This is a genomic window from Streptococcus sp. V919 (assembly GCF_054353475.1).
Map to the genome: position 1 here is coordinate 664,194 of NZ_JBTHHY010000001.1, position 22,186 is coordinate 686,379.

Below are 22,186 nucleotides of genomic sequence, written 5' to 3' on the forward strand. Positions count from 1 at the left end.
TCTATTCCCTTAGTCTTTTATTTTACTTTTCTTGCCAACATGGTCGCAAAGCGTAGTTGAATACGATTGCCGTTTTCGTCACGACGATGTAAATGCCCTGGATTTTCATTGTACTTAACCAATTCCCAGTCCTTGTAGTAATTTGCCAGCTCCCCCTCTTTAAAGGTGAATGGGAAATTAACAGAACATGGATAATCTTCTGTATCCATAGCACAAACAATCAAATTATAGCCACCGATAGAGGTTTGTTCTTGCATATTTTGAATGATAGACGGAATACGATCTGCTTGTAAAAACATGAGCACAACCGTTGATACGATAAAATCGTAAGTTTGTCCGATGCTTGCTGAATTGATGTCATAGAGACCAACAGGCATCTCTAAATCTTCTTGCTCTACGATACTTTGCAAGATTTCAAGGGATAGCTCATTTTGATCCACTGCTGTAACATCAAATCCATGTTGAGCTAAAAAGAGTGCATTTCTTCCTTGACCACATCCTAGGTCTAATGCTTTACATGGTTTCACGGTCTGTATAGCTTCTAAAACCTCCGAATGAACTGGATTGCTATTGTATTTCTTTGAGAAATAATCCTCTGGTTTACAATAAAATTCCAAGTACCACTCCACATCATCTGTGGCAGCTTCCACTCTGTGCCAAGCTTGAGGTTGTGCCATCGGATTATCAGCACCCGCTTCAAAGAGGTGCTCAGCTATAACTTCTCCCTCTTCAGTCAATTCAATAAAGTTTAGAGCTCCTTTTAATACGGTAATCTTCCCCCAGGTTCCGACCTTAGTATTGTGTTTTCTTTGAACAGCCTCTGGCATGGTGTCTTTATTCCAGACAGGCATGCGTTTGTAGGCAACTAGTTTTTTCATATTCTTCACTCTTTCTATCGGTGGTTAACAGCTTTCATAACACGCGCAATATCACGATCTTGCTCACGGCGTTTGATAGACTCCCGTTTATCGTAGTCATGTTTCCCTTTTGCAAGTCCTAAAAGGAGCTTGGCATAGCCATCTTTGATATAAACTTTAAGAGGAACCAAGGTCATACCTGTTCCTTTAGTTTCTTGCTCCAATTTCTGGATTTGTTTTTTATGAAGGAGAAGTTTACGACGACGTTCTGGCTCCTGGTTCCAGATGTTGCCCTCTTCATAAGGAGCGATATGGACATTACTCAGCCAAACTTCCCCATTCTTAACCTGGGCAAATCCGTCTTTTAAATTGATACGAGCTGCTCGAACACTCTTTATCTCTGTACCAGTTAGAACCATTCCTGCTTCTAGCGTATCTACGATAGTATAGTCGTGATGCGCTTTTTTATTTTGCGCTACGACCTTTCCCACGCCCTTTGCCATACTTAGCTCCTTTCTTTGCTACTTCCTTATAAAAAGGTTTCTTACTCTTTTTTTTCTTGTCTTTTGAAGAATGCTTACGTTTATCACTTGAGCGACCAACTTTTTTCATGTCTTCTTTCTTATCAGAACGACGACCTCTATCCTTGCGGCCAGACGGTTTTAAACCTTTCTCAATGACATCAAACTCGCTTGGAATAAAAGAAAAATCAATCTCACCAGTCATTTTATCGGCTCTTTCAACACGAATACGAATCTGTTGTCCCACACGGAAGGTTGTCCCTGATTTCTCTCCACGAAGAGTCAAATCACGTTCATTGAAATGGTAAAACTCAGGCAGATTTGTAATATGAATCAAGCCTTCGACTGTATTTGGCAATTCAACAAAAAGACCGAATTTGACGATGCTGGACACAACCGCATCATACTCTTCACCCACAAACTCTTCCATGTATTCGGCTTTTTTCATAGCTTCAACTTCACGTTCAGCTTCGATAGCCCGACGCTCACGGTTGGAAGACTGGGTCGCAATCTCTGGAATGACCTGTTCAAAATGTTCCGCCACTTCTTTAGAACGTCCATAGTCACGAATCATACGGTGAACCAAGAGGTCAGGATAACGGCGAATCGGACTGGTAAAGTGTGTGTAATAGTCCGCGGCTAAGCCATAGTGGCCATGGTTATGCTCAGAATAACGAGCCTGTTGCATCGAACGCAAAAGCATCATGGATAATACATCCGCGTAAGGTTCACCCTCAACGGCACGCATGATGTCTTGGAGGGCTTCTTGACTAATTTCACTGGCAGTTCCGTAGATTCGCAAGCCAAAACTAGAAGCGTAATCAATAAACTTCTGAACTTTTTCTGCTTTTGGCTCCTCATGGATTCGATAGATGAAAGGAAGGTCTAGCTTGCTAAAATGCTCAGCAACTGTTTCGTTAGCAATCAACATAAAGGACTCAATCATACGTTCAGCTGTCCCACGATGACGAAGCACAATATCTACTGGTTTCCCTTGCTTGTCAACCAAGATTTTAGCTTCATTGGTATCAAAATTTAGAGCCCCACGCTTAATCCGCATACCTTCAAGAATTTCATGGAGCTTGGCCATGAGTTCGATACTTGGTACAATTTTCTTGAACTCTTGTCTCTTCTCTTCATCTCCTGCAAGAATGTCATTCACATCACTATAGGTCATACGAAAACTTGTCTTGATAACTGTTTGCGTAATAGTGTAATGACGAACATGACCATGTTTATCAATTTCCATAATAGCCGATTGGGTCAAACGATCTACTTGAGGATTGAGGGAACAAATACCATTTGAAAGGCGTTCTGGAAGCATTGGAACCACGCGGTCTGTTACATAGACAGAGGTCGCACGATTAAGGGCTTCCTTATCAAGGGCTGAACCCTCAGTAACATAATAGGAAACGTCTGCAATGTGGACTCCAAGTTCAAAATTACCATTTTTTAAAGACTTGATGTGAACTGCATCATCCAAATCCTTAGCGTCCGCTCCATCTATGGTAAATGTAATTTCATCTCTCAGATCTAGACGTCCTTCCAAATCCGCCTCAGATGGTGCATCTGGAACGCTCTCTGCTTCCTTAAGAACAGCCTCTGGAAACTCTGAGACGATATCCATGGACTCTAGTACTTCTAGAACATCAATTCCTGCATCTGTCGAATGTCCTACCACATCCAGAACACTTGCGACAAAGAAATCATGCTTTTTACTTGGGTACTTTTCAATAAAAACCTTGAGAACTTCTGTGCCTTCTAGCTTGAGAGGTGGTTTCTTTACGTAAATCGGTTGGCTAATTTTTTGATTTTTAGAACGGATATAACCAGCATACTTAGGTTTTTCCTCATCAAGAATGATTTGGCCAACAACTGTTGTTAAACTGTGTTCTAAAATATCGATAATCTTAGCTTCTGCAGCAGTTCCTTTTTGGCGATCTGCAACTTTCTTAATAACAATCTCTACAGTATCCCCATCAATAGCATAGTTAACATCATTTTTCCCAACAAAAAGATCGTCTTCTTCACCTTCTAAACTGACAAAACCAAATCCGTTTTTATGAGCATGAAAAGTCCCTTTAAGGGTAATTTCATGCTTCTTCTTTTTGCTTAAACTGAGACTACCATCTTCTTCAAAGCGAATCTGGTGCTTTCTTTCCATCAGAGACAAAGTTTTGATGAGCTCACTAAAATCCTTAGAGCTCTCCTTTCCCAGAGCTTGAGCTAGATTATTTACCGTAACTCTTCCCTTCTCTTCTAAATATTCTTTTATTTTATCTTTCATGTTTTCTTTCTAGATTTGTATACTATTTTTTGTGTAAAACCTTATTTCTTTCAAAATAAAAATAGGCTAAGACCTGGTCTCGCCCATTATTTTCTTATCTACTTGATAATACCGTCAATGCTAAGGCAATGGCTAGCCAGAAAAAGACTAAGATTCCTGTCAAACGTTGCATTACGGCTTCAAAACCACGCGCTTTGCTACGTTCAAACAAATCACCTGAGCTGGCGTCAAATACATTGCTAGATTGGTTTTTAGTTGGTTGCATAAAAATTGCAATCACAATCACAACAGATAATACTAATAGAATGGTTAATAATAGGTTATACATATCAAACTCCTTAAAATCCCTATTATTTTACCATAATTTCTACTTAGATTCAAGATGTAGAGTCACTTTTCTTTCTTTGGGACAATACTTTAAGACTTCAATCTTATCTGGATGTGATTTTGAGTTTTTACTGGTTAGATAATTGACGCTACCACAAGAGGAGCATTTTAAATTTATTTTTACGCGCACTAGATTTCCTTCACTTTTAATAATGTTCTAAATTGGATAAGATTAAATGTACAACTCAGAGCTACACAAAGAGCTGTTGCATAAAATACAGAGTGGTTGCCAAATTGGCCAGCTACTGCTGATCCTGCCAAGGGACCTATCACACCCCCTAGATAAAAGAAGACTTGATTAAAGGCAAATACTCTTGAAATGCCTGCTTTGGGAGTTATTTTACTGAGGAGTGCATTAACCCCCGGTATCAGAGCGCCTGTACCTAGCCCGAATAGAAAACGATAGAATCCTAATTGAAATGGACTTGTTGCATTTGCGCATAATAGATATATGAAAACTGAATATACCTGAGCCACAACAAGTAGTCGATGATTCCCTACTTTATCACCTAATTTCCCCATGACTCCTGCACTCATCATACTTGAAAATCCCATGCTAGACACAATCAAACCAGATACGAAGAGAAGATTCTCTTTCTGTCCAAGATCTCGTACATAAAGGGCAAGGATGGGACCTATCGATTGTGCAGAAAACTGAATTACAAAACTAGTTAAAAATAGATTTATCAAGAGAAAAGGATACTTAACAGATTTAAAAAGCTCTTTGGTCGGGAGTGCTTTTTCTTTCGTCACAGGTTGAAAGTCTTCTTTAATAAAAAGAATGGTTAGAATAGCAGCTAAAAACAAGAAACTGCCAACCAATAAAAACACATTCCGAATTCCAAAAAATTCTGCAATAAGACCACCAACAAATGGACCTGTTAAAATTCCAGCGACAACGCCAGTTGATAAAGTTCCTAGGGCGTACCCCGACTTGTCTTTAGGGACTTGACTCGCAATCAAAGCTGTCGCATTGGGTACGAAACCTGTAAAAACGCCATTGAGAAAACGTAGAAACAAGAGCCAGAAAATATTTGGGACAAAAGCCAGTCCTCCCATGGTAATAGTCATGGCTAGCCCCGCACGAATCATCATAGGTTTTCGCCCATATTTGTCTGCTAAGATACCCCAGATTGGTGATACAAAGGCTGCAGAAACGGCAGAAACAGAAATAGCTAAACCTGAATAAAAAGCAACTTGATCCCCTTCAACTCCTAATTGCTCTACAAAAATAGGCATAAAAGGAACAACGAGAGAAATGCTGGCTCCTGTTAAAAAACAGCCAAACCAAGCAATACGAAGATTATCCTTCCAACTAATCTCTTGCATGAGCACCGCCTCCTTCAAGTAAAGTCTCTACTTGACTCAGAAGCTGATCACGACTGCCATTATTATCTAAAAGATGATTAGCCAATTTTTTCTTTTCTTCTAAAGACCATTGAGAAGCCAACCGAGCTTCAGCCGATTCTTTTGATAAATGATTTCTTTTCATCAAACGTTTTAATTGAACATCAGGTGATACATAAACCAACCAAGTTTCATCAAACCAAGCAGCATAGTCTTGCTCAAAAAGCAATGGAATATCCATGAAAAATACATCCTCAGTTTGAGCTAACTTGTCTCTCAAAGAGCCCAATTCTTCACGGATGATTTTGCCTTGAGTCTGTTTAGACCATTCTCTCTCATCAGAGTTATTAAAAATCAGACTAGCAAGTAAGGGACGATTCAGTTCCCCATCTTCTAAAAGTATTTTCACACCGAAGTGCGCAACTAACATCTGATAAAGTCGACCTCCAGGTTTCTGCAGTTGGTGGACATGGGCATCCGCATCCACTACTTGAAACCCTTTTTGTCTTAAAAAATTTGTGACAGTGGATTTTCCAGATGCAATACCACCAGTAATTCCGATTATTTTTCCCATCACTTTCTCCTTTGACATTCTGGACAAAAATGGGTTCCTCTACCACCAAGCTGAATTTTCTCGATGATGGATCCACAACGTGAACAAGCTTGTCCAGTTTTATCATAGACCTGATGAAATTCTTGCATGGTTCCATCCTCACCAAAAGCATTGGTGTAGGTACGAATCGTTGAACCACCCTTTTCAACAGCCTGACCTAAAACATTGATCGTTTCGTCATGAACTTTTTTAGCCTCTTGGGCTGTTAAACCTTGAGAAATCCTAGCTGGATGAACTTTCGCCCTCCAGAGTACTTCATCCACATAGATATTACCTAATCCTACAACAAGAGTCTGGTCCAGCAAATGAGATTTAATAGGCTTTTTAGATCTTTTCAAAGCTAGTTTAAATCTTCCTAAATCAAAATCTTGCTCAGTCGGTTCTGGACCCAATTTCTTAGAAATAAAGTAAGCCTCTAAAAGCTCCGGAGCAAGCAACTCCATAGTCCCAAACTTACGAACATCCTCGTACACCAAAGTACCACCATCTTCAAAATGAATTAAAACATGGGCGTGTTTACGTTCTGGAACTTGGTCTGGATAATAAAAATACTTCCCTTCCATCCGAAGATGAGAAATCAAAACTTTATCTCTAAGGTTAAAAAGTAGATATTTTCCTCGACGTCCCATTGACTGAATCACTTGACCAGGTAACTCTTTCTGAAATTGGTTTAAATCCGTCTTAATCATCTTAGGATAGCGAATCTCAATGTTTGAAATCTTCTTCCCTAGAATCAATTTTTCAAGACCTCGTCGAACTGTTTCGACCTCAGGTAATTCAGGCATAACTCCTCCTTCACTAAAAACAAGAAGCAGGCTACCGCCCACCTCTTCTTAATATTCTTTTTTGTTATAGCCAAAGTCAGCCAAATCCAGCTTTTTATCACGCCAGTTTTTCTTGACCTTAACCCAGGTTTCTAGGAAAACCTTATCTCCTAGCATAAGTTCGATATCTTTACGAGCCATGGTACCAATTTTCTTAAGCATGGCACCACCTTTACCGATGACAATTCCTTTTTGGCTGTCGCGTTCAACCATAATGGTTGCTCGGATATGAACTTTATCAGACTCCTCATCTCGTTTCATAGAGTCTACCACCACTGCAACTGAATGTGGAATTTCTTCACGAGTTAAGTGTAACACTTTTTCACGAATCATCTCAGAAACCAAGAAACGTTCTGGATGGTCTGTAATTTGGTCTGCTGGGAAATATTGGAATCCTTCTTCAAGGTTTTCACTGAGAATGTCGATTAGACGAGAAACATTATTTCCTTGAAGAGCTGAAATTGGCACAATTTCCTTAAAGTCCATCTGATTACGGAAATCATCGATTTGAGCTAAAAGTTGATCAGGGTGAACCTTGTCAATTTTATTCACCACCAAAATCACAGGAACCTTAGCAGCTTTGAGGCGTTCGATAATCATATCGTCCCCCTTCCCTCGTGGTTCATCTGCTGGCACCATAAAAAGAACTGTATCGACTTCACGAAGAGTGCTATAGGCTGACTCTACCATGAAATCTCCAAGAGCTGTCTTAGGTTTGTGAATCCCTGGGGTATCGATAAAGACAATCTGTTCCTTATCGGTCGTGTAGATCCCCATAATCTTGTTGCGCGTTGTCTGCGCCTTGTCACTCATGATGGCAATTTTTTGCCCCATGACATGATTCAAAAAAGTTGACTTCCCAACATTGGGACGTCCTAAAATGGCTACAAAGCCTGATTTAAATGTCATAGTTACCTCTATAATGTTTAAAATATCAAATCCCAAATCCTAGGGATGAAAATGATAAGTCCAGTCACTGCAGCAAATAAAGACACAACAAGAACTGCACCTGCAGCCATGTCTTTAGCCTTCTTTGCAAGCATATCGAAGTGATAATGGCTAGCCAAATCCACTACATTTTCAATAGCAGAATTCAAAATCTCAAAAGCAATTACTAAAAAAATGCTTAATAGGAGAAAGAGCCATTCAATTCTGGAAACTTGAAAAACAATGCCTGCAAGTAGAACTAAGAGAGAAGTCACCGCATGCTTTCTCATATTACGCTCTTCTTTTATGGCAGTAAAAATACCTGTCAGGGCAAAATCTAAACTTGAAAGCAAGTCGCGATTCTTCCATTTTCGTTTATTGTCTTGTGAGTCCATAGGCTGTTAAAATTTCTTCTTGTAAACCGAACATCTCCGCTTCTTCTTCCGGAGTGTAGTGATCATAACCGTTTATATGTAAAAAACCGTGCACAGCTAAAAAGCCCATTTCACGTTCAAAACTATGACCGTACTCTTCAGCTTGCTCATGCGCTTTATCAATTGAAATGAATAACTCGCCGATATAAGAATCAAATTCTGACATCATGTCTGCTAAGTCAGGATCTTCTGCCAAATCCTCTTCGTCAAAGGTAATCTCTAATTCAGGTTTGTATTCAAGACTAATAACGTCTGTTGGACGGTCAGTATCACGAAACTCTAAATTGAGTTCATGACTGCGTTCATTGGTCACAAAAGTGACTGCCATCTCCTTGTCTTCTTTTCCAATTTTTTTAGCAGCAAATTCCAAAATTTCTTGTGTTTGCTTTAAAATTTCTTCAGAAACCTGACCAGTTTCATCTACCATTTCAATATACATGTGCTTCTCGATTCTCTTTACTTGGCTTTATTATACCATATTTCTATGATTTTATTCTACCTTTTTGATATAATACTATGGAATACATTCATAAGGAGAGAACCATGTCATTTGATGGATTTTTTTTACACCACATGGTTGAGGAATTGCGAGCTGAACTACTAAACGGTCGCATTCAAAAGATTAATCAACCCTTTGACCAAGAATTGGTCTTACAAATCCGTAGCAATCGCCAAAGTCATCGTCTGCTCCTTTCTGCTCACCCTGTTTTTGGACGCATCCAGTTGACAGAAACGACCTTTGAAAACCCTGCTCAACCTTCTACTTTTATCATGGTTTTGAGGAAATATTTACAGGGTGCTGTTATCGAGTCTATCGAGCAGATTGAAAACGACCGAATTGTTGAAATCACAGTTTCTAACAAGAATGAGATTGGTGACGATATTCAGGTCACACTTATTATTGAAATTATGGGAAAACATAGTAATATTCTCCTTGTCGATAAAAGTAGCCACAAAATTCTTGAAGTTATTAAGCATATCGGTTTTTCTCAAAATAGTTACCGTACTCTCCTGCCCGGTGCTACTTATATAACTCCTCCAAGCACAGATGCTCTAAACCCCTTTACCATCAAAGATGAAAAACTCTTTGAAATTCTCCAAACACAGGAATTAACAGCGAGAAACATTCAAAGTCTGTTTCAAGGACTAGGTCGTGATACGGCGAATGAATTGGAAAATTTATTAGTTAATGATAAACTTTCTAATTTCCGTAATTTTTTTAAACAAGAAACTAAACCTTGCTTAACGGATAAGTCTTTTTCTTGTGTCCCTTTTTCTAATACCATTGATGATCATTTCTCAAGCCTTTCTCAATTACTGGATACCTTTTACAAAGATAAAGCTGAACGTGATCGGGTCAAACAACAGGCTAGTGAACTTATTCGCCGAGTTGAAAATGAACTACAAAAAAATCGCCAAAAACTTAAGAAACAAGAAAAAGAACTTCAGGCTACCGAAAATGCGGAAGAATTCAGACAAAAAGGGGAGTTACTAACGACTTTCCTTCATCAAGTCCCAAACGACCAAGACCAAGTCGTCTTAGATAACTACTATACCAATCAACCCATCACTATCGCTCTTGATAAAGCATTGACACCTAATCAGAATGCGCAAAAATACTTCAAACGATATCAGAAGCTAAAAGAGGCTGTTAAATATCTGACAGACTTGATAGAGGAAACCAAGGCTACCATTCTTTATCTGGAAAGCGTCGAAACAGAACTCAACCAAGCTGGGTTAGATGAAATTGCTGAAATTCGTGAAGAATTAATTCAAACAGGCTTTATTAGAAGACGTCAACGAGAGAAAATCCAGAAGCGGAAAAAACCTGAGAAGTATCTGGCTAGTGACGGTAAAACCATTATCCTCGTTGGACGAAATAACCTGCAGAACGAAGAATTGACCTTTAAAATAGCTCGTAAAGAAGAACTTTGGTTCCATGCCAAGGATATACCAGGAAGCCACGTCGTCATCTCAGGAAATCTTAATCCTACTGATGAAGTGAAGACAGATGCTGCAGAACTTGCAGCCTACTATTCGAAAGGACGCCTCTCAAATCTCGTTCAAGTTGACATGATTGAGGTTAAAAAGCTTAATAAACCAACTGGCGTAAAACCAGGATTCGTGACTTATACTGGTCAAAAAACGCTTCGTGTCACACCTGATCCTGATAAAATTCATTCCATGAAACTGTAAAATAAATTCTTATAGTCCAACTCTTACTACTTCATTTTTGTACAAAAATAGGAGGGAGCTCTATGCTACGGCATATTAAATCAACAATAACTATCATATTCGGAGCTGCTATCTTCGCATTCGGACTCACATATTTTGTAGTCCCACATCATTTATTTGAAGGTGGAGCCACAGGGATTACCTTGATTACCTACTATCTCTTTAATATCCCTATCTCATTGATGAACATCATCATTAACATCCCGCTCTTTATTCTCGCTTGGAAAATTTTTGGACTAAGATCACTATATTCCAGTCTACTTGGAACCATTGCCGTCTCCGTCTGGTTAGCTATCTTTGAGAAGATTCCTCTTCAGTTTAATCTTGAAGGTGATTTAGTTATCGTAGCTTTAGTCTCAGGAGTACTCCTAGGTGTTGGACTTGGTGTTATTTTCAACGCGGGTGGAACAACTGGTGGTACTGATATCGTCGCTCGTATCCTTAATAAATATACCAATATTTCAGTCGGAAAATTACTTTTTGGCTTAGACTTCTTCATTCTTATGCTAATTTTAATTATCTTCCAAGATCTACGTTTAGTAACCTATACTCTTCTATTCGACTTTATAGTATCTCGAGTTATCGATTTGATTGGAGAGGGTGGTTATGCTGGTAAAGGCTTCATGATTATCACACAAAAGCCAATGGAACTAGCTGATAAAATTAATGATGAACTTGGTCGAGGTGTAACTTTTATCTCCGGTCAAGGTTACTACAGTAAAAACGATTTAAAGATTGTCTACTGTATTGTAGCTAGAAATGAAATGGTTAAGATGAAAGAAATGATTCATTCTGTAGATCCTATGGCCTTTATCACTATTACTGAAGCCCATGAAATCCTAGGGGAAGGATTTACATTTGACCCAAGGTAAACTAGCAATTTAAAACAGAAAAGCAACCTAATCATAGGATTGCTTTTTTATTTCAATATACAAAAAAACAGAAGAGCATGCTCTTCTGTTTTAATAGATATTATTTTTCAGCTGACAATGCTGCCATTGTGATGTAGTTGTATGGTTTGTTGAAGTGTGGCAAGAAGAATAGATCAGTCAATGCCAATTTATCAATTGTAACATGTTCTTGGATAGCAAGTGAGAACATGTGGATAGCCATACTGATTGCTGAATCGCGAGATACCATTTGAGCACCAAGGATTTCACGGCTGTCGCGATCAAAAACAATCTTGATAGCAACTTCATGGTTATCATGTTTCATAAATTCTGGTTTTTGAAGGTCGTTAAATCCAGTTTCAGTTGCATTGTAGCCTGCAGCTTTTGCTTTTTCAAGTGTCAAACCAGTTGAAACCATGTGAAGACCATAGATAGAAATACCATTTGATCCTTGAACACCGATTCCTTCAAGTTCATGTCCACAAGCGTTGTACGCACCTACGATACCGGTACGAACAGCGTTTGAAGCAAGCGCGATGTAGCTAGTGTCTTTACGAGCGTTGTCATAAACAGTCGCACAGTCACCTACTGCATAAACACCTGGAATTGATGTTTCTTGTTTCTTGTCAACAAGGAAGGCACCGTTACGGAAGAGTTCAATCTTACCGTCAGCAAGAGCTGTGTTTGGACGGAATCCAACTGCAAGAACAACCATATCCACATCAAATGTTTCTTTGTCAGTGATCAAGCGTTCAACTTTACCTTCACCTTCGATAGCTTTAACAGTTTGTCCAAGAGCCAAACGGATGTTGTGGTCTTCCAAGTTTTTAGCCATCATTTGTGTGAAGTCTTTGTCATAGTATCCGTTCAATACTGTGTCAACGATATCAACAAGGACAACTTCTTTTCCAAGACGTTCGAAAGCTTCAGCAAGCTCAACACCAATGTAACCACCACCAACTACAGCGATACGTTCAAGGTGTTTGCTCTTATCCGCAAGTTTGTTGATAACTTCTTCAGCATTTTGGTATAACTTAACAAATTGTACGTTTTCAAGAGTTGCTTTGAACTCACGGTTACCTTTAACAATTTCAACACCTTCAATTGGAGGCAAAATTGGTGTAGAACCAGTAGCAAAGATCAACTTATCGTATGATTCTTTGTGTTCTTTTCCTTCAACTTCTGCAGTAACAACTTTGTTATCGTAGTCGATTGAAAGTACAGGTGAGTTCATGTAAATTTTCGCACCTTTAGCTTCAAGCGTTTCTTTATCAGAGTAGAACAAGCCTTCAGGACCGTCGATTTGCTCACCGATCCAAAGAGCCATTCCACATCCAAGGAATGAAATATTTGAGTTTTGGTCAAATACAACGATCTCGTTTTCGTTTCCAAAGTTGTCCAACATAGTGTTGATACATGCAGTTCCAGCGTGGTTAGCACCCACAACTACGATTTTACTCATAAGATAAATCCTACCTTTAATTATTTTTTCCTTAATATTATAACACTTTCTGTTAGCGTTTACAAGTTTTTTTGTTTGAAATTACTTAATTTTGACTATAAATAAAAAGTTAATCTATTATAATTAAAACTTATTTACTCTCTAATTTTTAATAATTATTATTTTGAGCATTTTTCTTGACTTTTTGTTAAAAATAATTTGTGAAAACGCTGACTTTATGATATTCTATTTATATGGAAATAGATTATAAATTTTAAATTTCTTATTAATTCAAGATTTCTAGCTATTTCCTAGTGATTTGAAGGGAGTTGATTCTTTGTCTCTCAGTTCATCATCTGAGCGATTAATGGGAACTACGATTACTATTTCCTTAGTTCATGATCAGGCTGATTGTCTGCTCAGACAAGCTTTTGATTTGCTTAAAGAGCTTGAATTTCGGTTTAATGCCAATAGTGCTGAATCTGAATTAATGGAAATTAACTATCAGGCAGGTATTGCCCCAGTTAAAGTCCACTCTGATTTGCTTGAACTGATTTCATTAGGTTTAGAACACAGTCTGGCACCTAAAAGTCATCTCAATATTAGTATCGGGCCTTTGGTTCAAACCTGGCGTATTGGTTTTTCCGACGCAAAGGTTGCTAGTCCTGAAGAGATAACTTCTGTTCTACCATTGATAAACCCCAGTTATATCAAACTCGATTCAATACATTCCACAGTTTTCCTAGAAAAAAAGGGAATGAAAATTGACTTAGGATGTTTAGCGAAGGGCTATAGTGCAGATAAAGTTGCTGCTTTCCTGAGAGAAAAAGGTGTCACCTCTGCTCTTATCAATCTTGGAGGAAACATCCTCACAATTGGGAACAACCAATCAAAAGATGGACGTCCGTGGCAAATCGGCATTCAAGATCCAAATAATCCACGCGGTAATCACCTGATGACCTTGTCTATTACTGGAAAATCAGTGGTTACATCTGGGATTTATGAACGGCATCTTGAAATCAACGGCAAGGATTATCATCACATTTTTGATAGTGAGACAGGTTATCCCATTGCAACGGATTTAGCCAGTTTAACCATTGTATCTGACCGTTCAGTCGACGGTGAGATATGGACCACTCGTTTGTTTGGCGAACGTAGCGCCTCTATTATGTGGCAAGTCGAAAATATTGATGGTATCGAAGCCATCCTCATTGACAAAGATGGACATGTCGTTTGTTCATCTGGTATCCAACGGTAATTAATTAATAATGCAAAAGAGAAAGGAAAGCCCATGCTTAAACTTATTGCTATTGTAGGAACAAACTCAAAACGTTCCACAAACCGCCAACTGCTTCAATATATGCAGAAACACTTTGCTGATAAAGCAGAAATCGAATTGGTAGAAATTAAAGATCTACCTGTATTTAACAAACCAGCTGACAAACAAATCCCAGCTGAAGCTACGGAAATCGCTGCTAAAATCGAAGCTGCTGATGGAGTTATTATCGGTACACCTGAATACGACCACTCAATCCCAGCTGTTCTTATGAGCGCTCTTGCTTGGATTTCATATGGTGTATTCCCGCTTTTGAACAAACCTGTTATGATTACAGGTGCTTCATATGGTACACTCGGTTCATCACGTGCTCAATTGCAACTTCGTCAAATCCTTAATGCTCCTGAAATCAAAGCAAATGTTCTTCCAGATGAATTCTTGCTTTCACATTCTCTTCAAGCATTTGATCAAAATGGTGACTTGGTAGATCTTGATGTCATCAAGAAATTGGATGCCATCTTTGATGACTTCCGTATCTTTGTTAAAGTTACTGAGAAATTGCGTAACGCACAAGAACTTCTTCGCAAAGATGCTGAAGATTTTGACTGGGAAAAATTGTAAGATAGGAGATCGAAAGAATGAAATTTGTTGGACTTGTTGGATCAAACTATGATCAATCATATAACCGCAAACTCTTGGAATTCATCCGCTGTCAGTTTAAATTTAAATTTGAACTAGAAGTTTTGGAAATCGATGAAGTTCCAATGTTTAACCAAGACGAAAAATGGGATGACAGCTTCCAGTTGCGCCTTCTTTACAACAAAATTACTCGTGCCGATGGTGTAATCATTGCAACTCCTGAACACAACCACACTATTTCTGCTTCACTTAAGTCTGTACTTGAATGGCTTTCATTTGAAGTTCATCCATTTGAAAACAAACCAGTTATGATTGTGGGTGCATCATACTATGACCAAGGAACTTCACGTGCTCAAGTTCACCTTCGTAAAATTCTTGATGCACCAGGAGTGAATGCCTACACATTGCCAGGTAATGAATTCCTCCTTGGAAAAGCTAAAGAAGCTTTTGACGCTAATGGAAACATTATTAACGAAGGAACAGTTAAATTCCTTGAAACTTGCTTAGATAACTTTGTCAAATACGTAGGAGTCGTTTCTAAATTGAAAAAACCAAAACCAATTGAACCAGAAGACTTGGATTGTGGCAAACCAATCGCTACAACTATTACAGAGGTTGATCCAGACGATCCAAACTGGGTAGAAAAAGTTGCAGAAATCACAGGTGCTGTTTCAGGTGATACATATGTTAAACTTGACCATGGTATCTTGACTGTTAACCAGATTGATATGTTCTTGAAAGCTATGCCTTTTGAATTGACATACGCTGACGATAACAATCAATTCCTCTACTATAACAATGCCCACCAAGACCCTAATACTATGTTTGCGAAGCGAGTTCCTTCCCAATCAGGCGGTCGTATGTCTACTATTCATGGTTCACTCCCTCCAGCACGTATGAAAAATGTAGAGTGGGTTATCGGAACACTTCGCAATGGCAACCAAGAATACGTACGTACAATTGTTCCTGGTTCACCTGCAGGTGTTATCAATACACACAACTACCAAGCTATGTACTATCCTGATGGATCATATGCTGGTATCAATGAAATTGTCTTTAACTTCCAACCATGGCTTGATTGGTACTTGAAAGAAACCGGTCAACGTTTGGTAGGAGGTAGCGGCCCATTTGCTCCTGCTGGAGGACATGGTGATGCTGATGCTACTTCTGGTGCATCTGACGCTGGAGGACATAGTGATGCTGATGCTACTTCTGGTGCAAGTAACTAAAAAATAACCCAAAGGAACCAAATGGTTCCTTTTTTCAATATAAAAAACTTCGGTTAGCAGACACTAACCGAGGTTTTATTTAGCTTATGAATTGGGATCGTCTAGACTTCGACCGTGTAAACCTTTTTCGCGTTGCACTTGACGAAGCTTTTCAGGTGTAACATCATTTCCTTCCTCATCCACAATTTTAATTCCTTCAACGTGGTGACGAACTGCTCGACGATATCCCTCAATGTATTCTTCACGAAGTTGGGTTTGTTCTACTTTTTCTTCCGCAGTCAACCCTTCTGTTTTTTTCTTTTTAGCAAGCTCATTAATACGAGCAATTTTTTCTGGTGTCATATTAGAACCTCCAATTATTTTTTAATTTTATTTTGTATTGAGAAGATTGAAAGCAGCTACTGTTTTTGCTTTATTTACAAGTTCAGCAAGGATAGCTAAACGGTTATTCTTCACATCAACATCATCTGCCATAACCATTGTATTATCAAAGAAAGCATCAATTACAGGACTAAGAGCAAATAGTTGCGTTAATTTATCACTAGCTGAACCTTGCAATTCAAGACTTTCTACTGCTTGAGCAAGTTCTTTTTCTTGTTCATTTTCAAAAAGACTTGCATCGACTTTAACCAAACCATTTGCTTTTTCAGCTAAATTAAAGGCACGAGATAGAGACTCAACTGATGATTTGTAATCTTCAGTATTTGCAGCTTCGCTTAAAGCTTCTGCAGCTTCAATCATATCAGAAACAACAAAATTCGAACTTGCGAGAACAGCTTCTTTGATATCTTTTGCAGTAGAACCCATCATCTTATCAACACGAGCTTTAATGAAGTTAAGCACTTCTTCTTGATTATCATAAGTTAGACTTTCAAATGATAAGGCATAAAGGCTCGCAATCAATTCGTCCATTGGAATCTTCCAACCAAAGTCTTCCAAGATTCGAACAATTCCTTGTGTTGCACGTCGAAGAGCATATGGGTCGTTTGAACCTGATGGAATCAAGCCAACCGAGAAGAAAGATAAGAGAGTATCTAATTTATCAGCTAGTGCAAGGATAGCACCAACTTTAGACTCAGGAAGGGCTCCGTCAGCTGAATCTGGAAGATAGTGTTCGCGAATGGCTTGCGCAACTGTAGGATTTTCACCAGCAAGCAGAGCATACTTCTCACCCATGATTCCTTGAAGCTCATCAAATTCACCTACCATACCAGTCAAGAGATCAAACTTATAAATAGCTGCAGCACGTGCCAAATCAACAGTTTCATCAACTGATAAGCCAGCTTTTTCTGCTAGAAGGATCGCAATTTGACCCGTACGAATCATATGTTCACGAAGTGAACCAATCTTTTCATGGAAAGTTACATGAGATAATTTAGCTACAAGATCTTCAATCTTCAATTTTTGGTCTTCACGCCAGAAGAATTCTCCATCTTCTAAACGAGCCACCAAGACTTTCTCATTTCCTCGAACAACATTTTCCAAATGCTCTGCATTACCGTTTCGAACTGAAATGAAGTTGGGTTTTAGATTTCCTTCAAGATCACGGACTACAAAGTAGCGTTGATGAGTTTCCATTGAAGTAACCAAAACTTCTTCTGGAACTTCTAGGTATTTAGGGTCAAAATTCCCCATGAAGGCAGTTGGGTATTCAACCAAATTCAAAACTTCATTTAAAAGACCTTCATCAACCTGAACTTGAACACCTTGTTCTACTTCAATAGCCTTGATTTGTTCCCGAATCATATTTTCGCGTTCAATGCTATCAGCAATAACATAAACTTTACGCAAATCTTCTTCGTAACTATCAGCATGACGAATTTCAACTTCATGTCCGAGGAAGCGATGTCCACGACTAGCTCTTCCTGAATGAATATCTAAGAAGTCCATATCAAGCTGTTCATCATCCAAAAGGACGATCAAAGTGTGAACTGGGCGAATATATTCAAAAGTATTATTTGCCCAGTGCATGGTTACTGGGAAACTTAAGCTAGCCAATACTTCTGGAATTCCTGTCAATACTTCCTCAGCTGGTTTTCCAGCTTCATGTTTAGTCACGTAGACATATTCTTCACCCTTAATTTCACGGAATTCAATATCATCCACAGTTAAGCCTTTTCCACGGACAAATCCTTGAGCAGCTTTAGAAAAGTTCCCATCTGCGTCCAAGGCGATTTTCTTAGAAGGTCCTTTAAAATCTTCAGTCAAATCCGTTTGTTGGTCTGCTAAACCAAGTACACGAACAGCCAAACGACGTGGAGTTGAAAATGTTTGAATCCCTTCGTATGAAAGGCGATTTTCATCCAAGAAGGCTGCCATTTTTTCACCTAGTTGTTTTTCACTTGGTGTGACAACGTAGGCTGGTAACTCTTCGAGTCCTAGTTCTACTAATAAGTTTTTTGTCATGTTTTTTCTCCGAAAAATATCTTTTTTCCAGTTTGCCTTATGTGATTGGCACGCAAGCAACCGACTGCGTCGTTTCATTGCTAAAATTGGAGCCTAAGGTCTCCAATTTTGCCTGGTATCGTTAGTTTCTCTAACGATACCTCTATCACTGTGGCAACTGGTCCTGTAGGATTCCTCTATAACCAAATCCTATTTAATATACTCTCTTTATTCTTCCTCTTCTGCTAGGAGTTTTGCGCGTGTGGCTTCATCTAGAAGCGGGTAACCGAGCTTCTTGCGTTCTGCAACGAAAGTTTTAGCTACGACACGGGCCAAGTTACGGATGCGGGCAATGTAACCTGCACGTTCTGTAACTGATACCGCTCCACGAGCATCAAGCAAGTTGAACGTGTGTGAACATTTCAAAACGTAGTCATAGGCTGGGTGCACAAGTCCCAATTCCAAAGCACGTCCTGCTTCTTTTTCAAATTTCTCAAAGTTTTCAAGCAACATATCTTGATCTGAAACTTCAAAGCTGTATTTTGAATGCTCGTATTCTGGTTGAAGGAAGATTTCTCCGTATTTAACACCTGGAGCCCACTCAATATCATAAACAGAATCTACTTCTTGAATGTAAGAAGCTAAACGCTCTAAACCATATGTAACCTCAGCTGTAACAGGGCGAGTTGCTAAGCCACCGACTTGTTGGAAGTATGTGAACTGAGTGATTTCCATACCGTCCAACCAAACTTCCCAACCAAGACCAGCTGAACCAGTTGATGGGTTTTCCCAGTTATCTTCAACGAAACGAATATCGTGTTCCAAAGGATTGATGCCCAATTTTTCCAATGACTCTAGGTAGAGCTCTTGGATGTTTGATGGCGATGGTTTCATAACCACTTGGAATTGGTGGTGTTGGTAAAGACGGTTTGGGTTTTCTCCGTAACGACCGTCCGCTGGGCGACGTGATGGCTCTACATAAGCTGCATTCCATGGCTCAGGACCAATAGCACGTAAGAAAGTATACGGACTCATTGTTCCTGCACCTTTTTCGTTATCATAAGCCTGCATGAGCATACAACCCTGGTCATTCCAATATTGTTGCAAAGTCAAGATAATCTCTTGAAAGGTTAGTTTTTTAGACATGTTTTACTCCTTTTTCTATATGATTGAGTCTGACTCTGGATACAAAAAGAACCGAGTCTCTGCTCCTAAGTCTGTGACCTAGGGGCGTCAGAAACGCGGTTCCACCCTAATTTATTACTTCATTATTTTTATTAAAATACCAAAAGCGCCACACTTATCTCTTAACCACCTGACTCACACTGCCACAGGCTCGCTTAGGATTTACTGATAAGATATTCTTTCTTGTCATCTATTATAACAAAATGAAATTAAAAAGTAAATTTTTTTCATAAGAAATCTTCAATAATTCACATAAAATTGAAATACTAATCCGACGTCGTTCCCATTCTTGCCCCTTCTAGAACAAAAAGAAAAACCGCTACTCCTAAGAATAGCGGTTTAATCATGTTTTTAAGCTACAAATGTAGTCGCTCTATTATTTAAGAGTAACTGAAGCTCCAGCTTCTTCCAATTTAGCTTTGATTTCTTCAGCTTCTGCAGTTGGAACGCCTTCTTTGATGACACCTGGTGCACCATCAACAAGTTCTTTAGCTTCTTTAAGTCCAAGACCAGTAATTTCACGTACAACTTTGATAACGCCAACTTTTTTGTCACCAGCAGCTGTCAATTCAACGTCAAATGAGTCTTTAGCAGCACCAGCGTCAGCAGCACCAGCTGCAGCAACAGCTACAGGAGCAGCTGCAGTTACACCAAATTCTTCTTCGATAGCTTTTACAAGGTCGTTCAATTCAAGGATTGAAGCTTCTTTAATTTCAGCAATAATGTTTTCAATGTTCAATGCCATTGTTATTTCCTCCAAATAAGTTTAAATTTAATTTTGTTATTTTTTTGTAGCTAGGTAGCTAGGCTACGCTGCGTAGCTTATAATTAAGCTGCGTCTTCTTTGTTGTCTGCAACCGCTTTGACTGCAAGAGCAACGTTGCGCACTGGCGCTTGAAGTACAGAAAGGAGCATAGAAAGAAGTCCTTCGCGGTTTGGAAGAGTTGCAAGAGCAAGGATCTCTTCTTTAGATGCGACAGCGCCTTCGATTGCACCACCTTTAATTTCAAGTGCTTCAGCGTTTTTAGCAAAGTCGTTCAAGATTTTCGCTGGTGCGATAACATCTTCGTTAGAAAATGCTACTGCAGATGGTCCAACAAAAACAGATGCAAGATCTTCAAGTCCAGCTTGTTCAGCTGCACGACGTAAGATTGAGTTTTTGATAACTTTATACTCAACTTCGCTTCCACGAAGTTCACGACGAAGAACTGTATCTTGTTCAACTGTCAAACCACGAGCGTCTACAACGACGATTGATGCAGCAGCTTTCATTTTCTCAGCTACTACGTCAACTAGTTCCGCTTTCTTAGCAATAATTGCTTCACTCATTAGTGTGTTCACCTCCGTAATTATTTTGCTTGGGGAATTTTTCCAAAAGAAAAACGCGCCCAAACCTAGACACGAAAGTACAATACGCTTCTTTTTACATGATACGTTTTGTCCTCGGTAGGATATTTATGAGTCTAGCTCCCCTACTGTCTTAGGCAGTTTTTTCAAACCATTTATAAGTATATCACACTTGTTACTTCAAAGCAAGTATTTTTTGAAAAAATTTGATTTTTTTAAAAAAGAAATAAACAATTCAGTACCTTTTACACTCTCAATTTTCACCTATTCTTTGCTATTTTGAAGAACATCTCTTGATTTTATCATTAAATGGAAAGAATTGGAACTAAGTCTGTATAGATTAAGAGCGCATGAAAGGCTAACATGAGTACATTTAATATAAATGGAATTTTTTGCGTAATTTGAAAATCTTGATTAGATTTTTGACTGTCTAAGAATAGTGTTAATGACAAGAAAAGCAAAATCATTCCATAAATAATACTAATGTGAAAAAGAATCACTCCTATCTCACGAAAATATAGAAAACCTAAAATGGGTATACTAAAAACAATTAGTGCTAGTGATCCAAAAGCAATTTGAATTAAAGAAATCATTAAGAAACTATAAGCGGTAAATGTAGTAAATTTTGATACTCGTAATCCAGTTTTCTTCAGCTTAGATGTATAATAAATGACAAAAATCGGGTAAAGAATATCTACCATCTCAACTCTCCACTTTTAATAAGATTATTTACTATATTTTAACGATTTTTCTCCAGAAATGCAATTTGCTCCTTGACTAAATTAAAATTTTAGTGTACTATACAACTGTATATACAGATAAAAAGGAGTTATTATGAATACACAAAAGAAAACACAGTTCATGACTGTAACCGCATTGCTGACAGCTATCGCTATTTTGATTCCTATAGTGATGCCATTTAAAATCGTTATTCCTCCCGCTTCCTACACTCTTGGAAGCCACGTGGCCATCTTCATTGCTATGTTTCTCTCTCCATGGATGGCAATCTTTGTCATTATAGCTTCTAGCCTAGGATTCCTCATGGCTGGTTATCCAATTGTCATTGTACTTCGAGCTTTCTCCCATATCTTTTTTGGCACTTTGGGCGCCTTCTATCTGCAAAAACATCCTCAAACCTTAGATAATCCAAAATCTTCTTTGATTTTTAACTTTGTACTTGGTTTAGTACACGCTATCGCGGAAGTCTTTGCTTGTATCATCTTCTATGCTAGTACAGGAACAGACCTAAAAAATATGTTCTATGTTCTCTTTGTACTGGTTGGTATTGGTACAATTATTCATAGTATGGTAGACTATTACTTAGCATTAGCTGTTTATAAAGCACTAAAAAAACGCCATTAA

General features: G+C 38.6%; 24 protein-coding genes and 1 other annotated feature. Of the genes, 6 read left to right on the forward strand and 18 right to left on the reverse strand.

The features are described from left to right. Positions 1–17: 17 nt before the first annotated feature. The 11 genes from tehB to ybeY form a co-directional block, all read right to left on the reverse strand. Positions 18–878 carry an SAM-dependent methyltransferase TehB gene (tehB, locus tag ACXYSK_RS03565; protein WP_458625064.1) on the reverse strand — a complete coding sequence of 287 codons (861 nt, stop codon included), beginning with the start codon at positions 876–878 and terminating at the stop codon, positions 18–20. A gap of 14 nt (positions 879–892) precedes the next feature. After that, positions 893–1,360 (reverse strand): SsrA-binding protein SmpB, encoded by a 468-nt coding sequence (gene smpB / locus ACXYSK_RS03570; protein WP_235084073.1) that lies wholly within the window; start codon positions 1,358–1,360, stop codon positions 893–895. Beyond that, positions 1,323–3,665 carry a ribonuclease R gene (rnr, locus tag ACXYSK_RS03575; RefSeq protein WP_458625065.1) on the reverse strand — a complete coding sequence of 781 codons (2,343 nt, stop codon included), beginning with the start codon at positions 3,663–3,665 and terminating at the stop codon, positions 1,323–1,325. Before rnr ends, smpB begins: the two co-directional genes overlap by 38 nt. A 94-nt stretch (positions 3,666–3,759) precedes the next feature. After that, positions 3,760–3,993, reverse strand: coding sequence for a preprotein translocase subunit SecG (gene secG, locus ACXYSK_RS03580; RefSeq protein ID WP_000282517.1), 234 nt, complete (start codon positions 3,991–3,993; stop codon positions 3,760–3,762). Between the two features lie 39 nt (positions 3,994–4,032). Continuing rightward, positions 4,033–4,182, reverse strand: coding sequence for a 50S ribosomal protein L33 (rpmG, locus tag ACXYSK_RS03585; protein WP_458625066.1), 150 nt, complete (start codon positions 4,180–4,182; stop codon positions 4,033–4,035). Continuing rightward, positions 4,182–5,381 (reverse strand): multidrug efflux MFS transporter, encoded by a 1,200-nt coding sequence (locus ACXYSK_RS03590; protein WP_458625067.1) that lies wholly within the window; start codon positions 5,379–5,381, stop codon positions 4,182–4,184. Before ACXYSK_RS03590 ends, rpmG begins: the two co-directional genes overlap by 1 nt. Continuing rightward, positions 5,368–5,973: a dephospho-CoA kinase gene (gene coaE / locus ACXYSK_RS03595; protein ID WP_458625068.1), complete on the reverse strand. Its 606-nt coding sequence runs from the start codon at positions 5,971–5,973 to the stop codon at positions 5,368–5,370. Before coaE ends, ACXYSK_RS03590 begins: the two co-directional genes overlap by 14 nt. Beyond that, the gene (gene mutM, locus ACXYSK_RS03600; protein WP_235084069.1) at positions 5,973–6,797 is read right to left on the reverse strand and encodes a DNA-formamidopyrimidine glycosylase; all 825 of its coding nucleotides are present in this window, start codon (positions 6,795–6,797) and stop codon (positions 5,973–5,975) included. Before mutM ends, coaE begins: the two co-directional genes overlap by 1 nt. Before the next feature lie 48 nt (positions 6,798–6,845). Further along, entirely contained in the window at positions 6,846–7,745 is a 900-nt protein-coding gene (era, locus tag ACXYSK_RS03605; protein WP_006150601.1) for a GTPase Era, read from the reverse strand. 17 nt (positions 7,746–7,762) lie between these two features. Next, positions 7,763–8,158 carry a diacylglycerol kinase family protein gene (locus tag ACXYSK_RS03610; protein WP_441348313.1) on the reverse strand — a complete coding sequence of 132 codons (396 nt, stop codon included), beginning with the start codon at positions 8,156–8,158 and terminating at the stop codon, positions 7,763–7,765. After that, positions 8,139–8,636, reverse strand: a complete 498-nt coding sequence (gene ybeY / locus ACXYSK_RS03615; protein ID WP_458625069.1) for an rRNA maturation RNase YbeY — start codon at positions 8,634–8,636, stop codon at positions 8,139–8,141. Before ybeY ends, ACXYSK_RS03610 begins: the two co-directional genes overlap by 20 nt. Before the next feature lie 104 nt (positions 8,637–8,740). Between ybeY and ACXYSK_RS03620 the strand changes: the two genes are divergently transcribed. Together ACXYSK_RS03620 and ACXYSK_RS03625 are read left to right on the forward strand one after the other, a co-directional pair. After that, positions 8,741–10,393 (forward strand): Rqc2 family fibronectin-binding protein, encoded by a 1,653-nt coding sequence (locus tag ACXYSK_RS03620; RefSeq protein ID WP_458625070.1) that lies wholly within the window; start codon positions 8,741–8,743, stop codon positions 10,391–10,393. A 62-nt stretch (positions 10,394–10,455) separates the two neighbouring features. Next, positions 10,456–11,304 (forward strand): YitT family protein, encoded by an 849-nt coding sequence (locus ACXYSK_RS03625; RefSeq protein WP_303943719.1) that lies wholly within the window; start codon positions 10,456–10,458, stop codon positions 11,302–11,304. 100 nt (positions 11,305–11,404) lie between these two features. Here ACXYSK_RS03625 and nox read toward each other — a convergent pair whose 3' ends face one another. After that, positions 11,405–12,784, reverse strand: coding sequence for a H2O-forming NADH oxidase (gene nox / locus ACXYSK_RS03630; protein ID WP_006153682.1), 1,380 nt, complete (start codon positions 12,782–12,784; stop codon positions 11,405–11,407). 316 nt (positions 12,785–13,100) lie between these two features. Between nox and ACXYSK_RS03635 the strand changes: the two genes are divergently transcribed. The 3 genes from ACXYSK_RS03635 to ACXYSK_RS03645 are packed head-to-tail and all read left to right on the forward strand — an operon-like array spanning position 13,101 to position 15,907. Further along, on the forward strand, positions 13,101–14,021 hold the full coding sequence (locus ACXYSK_RS03635; protein WP_458625407.1) for an FAD:protein FMN transferase: 921 nt from the start codon (positions 13,101–13,103) through the stop codon (positions 14,019–14,021). A gap of 33 nt (positions 14,022–14,054) precedes the next feature. Further along, positions 14,055–14,660, forward strand: a complete 606-nt coding sequence (locus ACXYSK_RS03640) for an NADPH-dependent FMN reductase (protein WP_006150642.1) — start codon at positions 14,055–14,057, stop codon at positions 14,658–14,660. A gap of 17 nt (positions 14,661–14,677) precedes the next feature. Then, on the forward strand, positions 14,678–15,907 hold the full coding sequence (locus ACXYSK_RS03645) for an NAD(P)H-dependent oxidoreductase (protein ID WP_458625071.1): 1,230 nt from the start codon (positions 14,678–14,680) through the stop codon (positions 15,905–15,907). Positions 15,908–15,991: 84 nt separating this feature from the next. On the opposite strand, the gene ACXYSK_RS03650 is transcribed toward ACXYSK_RS03645, so the two are convergent. The 6 genes from ACXYSK_RS03650 to ACXYSK_RS03675 form a co-directional block, all read right to left on the reverse strand. Then, positions 15,992–16,249 (reverse strand): DUF896 family protein, encoded by a 258-nt coding sequence (locus ACXYSK_RS03650; protein WP_458625072.1) that lies wholly within the window; start codon positions 16,247–16,249, stop codon positions 15,992–15,994. Positions 16,250–16,276: 27 nt separating this feature from the next. Beyond that, on the reverse strand, positions 16,277–18,313 hold the full coding sequence (gene glyS, locus ACXYSK_RS03655) for a glycine--tRNA ligase subunit beta (RefSeq protein ID WP_458625073.1): 2,037 nt from the start codon (positions 18,311–18,313) through the stop codon (positions 16,277–16,279). Positions 18,314–18,520: 207 nt separating this feature from the next. After that, on the reverse strand, positions 18,521–19,438 hold the full coding sequence (gene glyQ / locus ACXYSK_RS03660; RefSeq protein WP_458625074.1) for a glycine--tRNA ligase subunit alpha: 918 nt from the start codon (positions 19,436–19,438) through the stop codon (positions 18,521–18,523). Positions 19,439–19,853: 415 nt separating this feature from the next. Continuing rightward, entirely contained in the window at positions 19,854–20,222 is a 369-nt protein-coding gene (gene rplL, locus ACXYSK_RS03665) for a 50S ribosomal protein L7/L12 (RefSeq protein ID WP_001196964.1), read from the reverse strand. Positions 20,223–20,305: 83 nt separating this feature from the next. Then, entirely contained in the window at positions 20,306–20,806 is a 501-nt protein-coding gene (rplJ, locus tag ACXYSK_RS03670; RefSeq protein WP_045615818.1) for a 50S ribosomal protein L10, read from the reverse strand. A gap of 38 nt (positions 20,807–20,844) precedes the next feature. Next, positions 20,845–20,980 (reverse strand) — a sequence feature (ribosomal protein L10 leader region). A gap of 149 nt (positions 20,981–21,129) precedes the next feature. Further along, positions 21,130–21,525: a hypothetical protein gene (locus tag ACXYSK_RS03675; RefSeq protein ID WP_458625075.1), complete on the reverse strand. Its 396-nt coding sequence runs from the start codon at positions 21,523–21,525 to the stop codon at positions 21,130–21,132. Positions 21,526–21,658: 133 nt separating this feature from the next. Here ACXYSK_RS03675 and ACXYSK_RS03680 point away from each other — a divergent pair, with 133 nt between their 5' ends. Further along, positions 21,659–22,186 carry an ECF transporter S component gene (locus tag ACXYSK_RS03680; RefSeq protein WP_006153518.1) on the forward strand — a complete coding sequence of 176 codons (528 nt, stop codon included), beginning with the start codon at positions 21,659–21,661 and terminating at the stop codon, positions 22,184–22,186.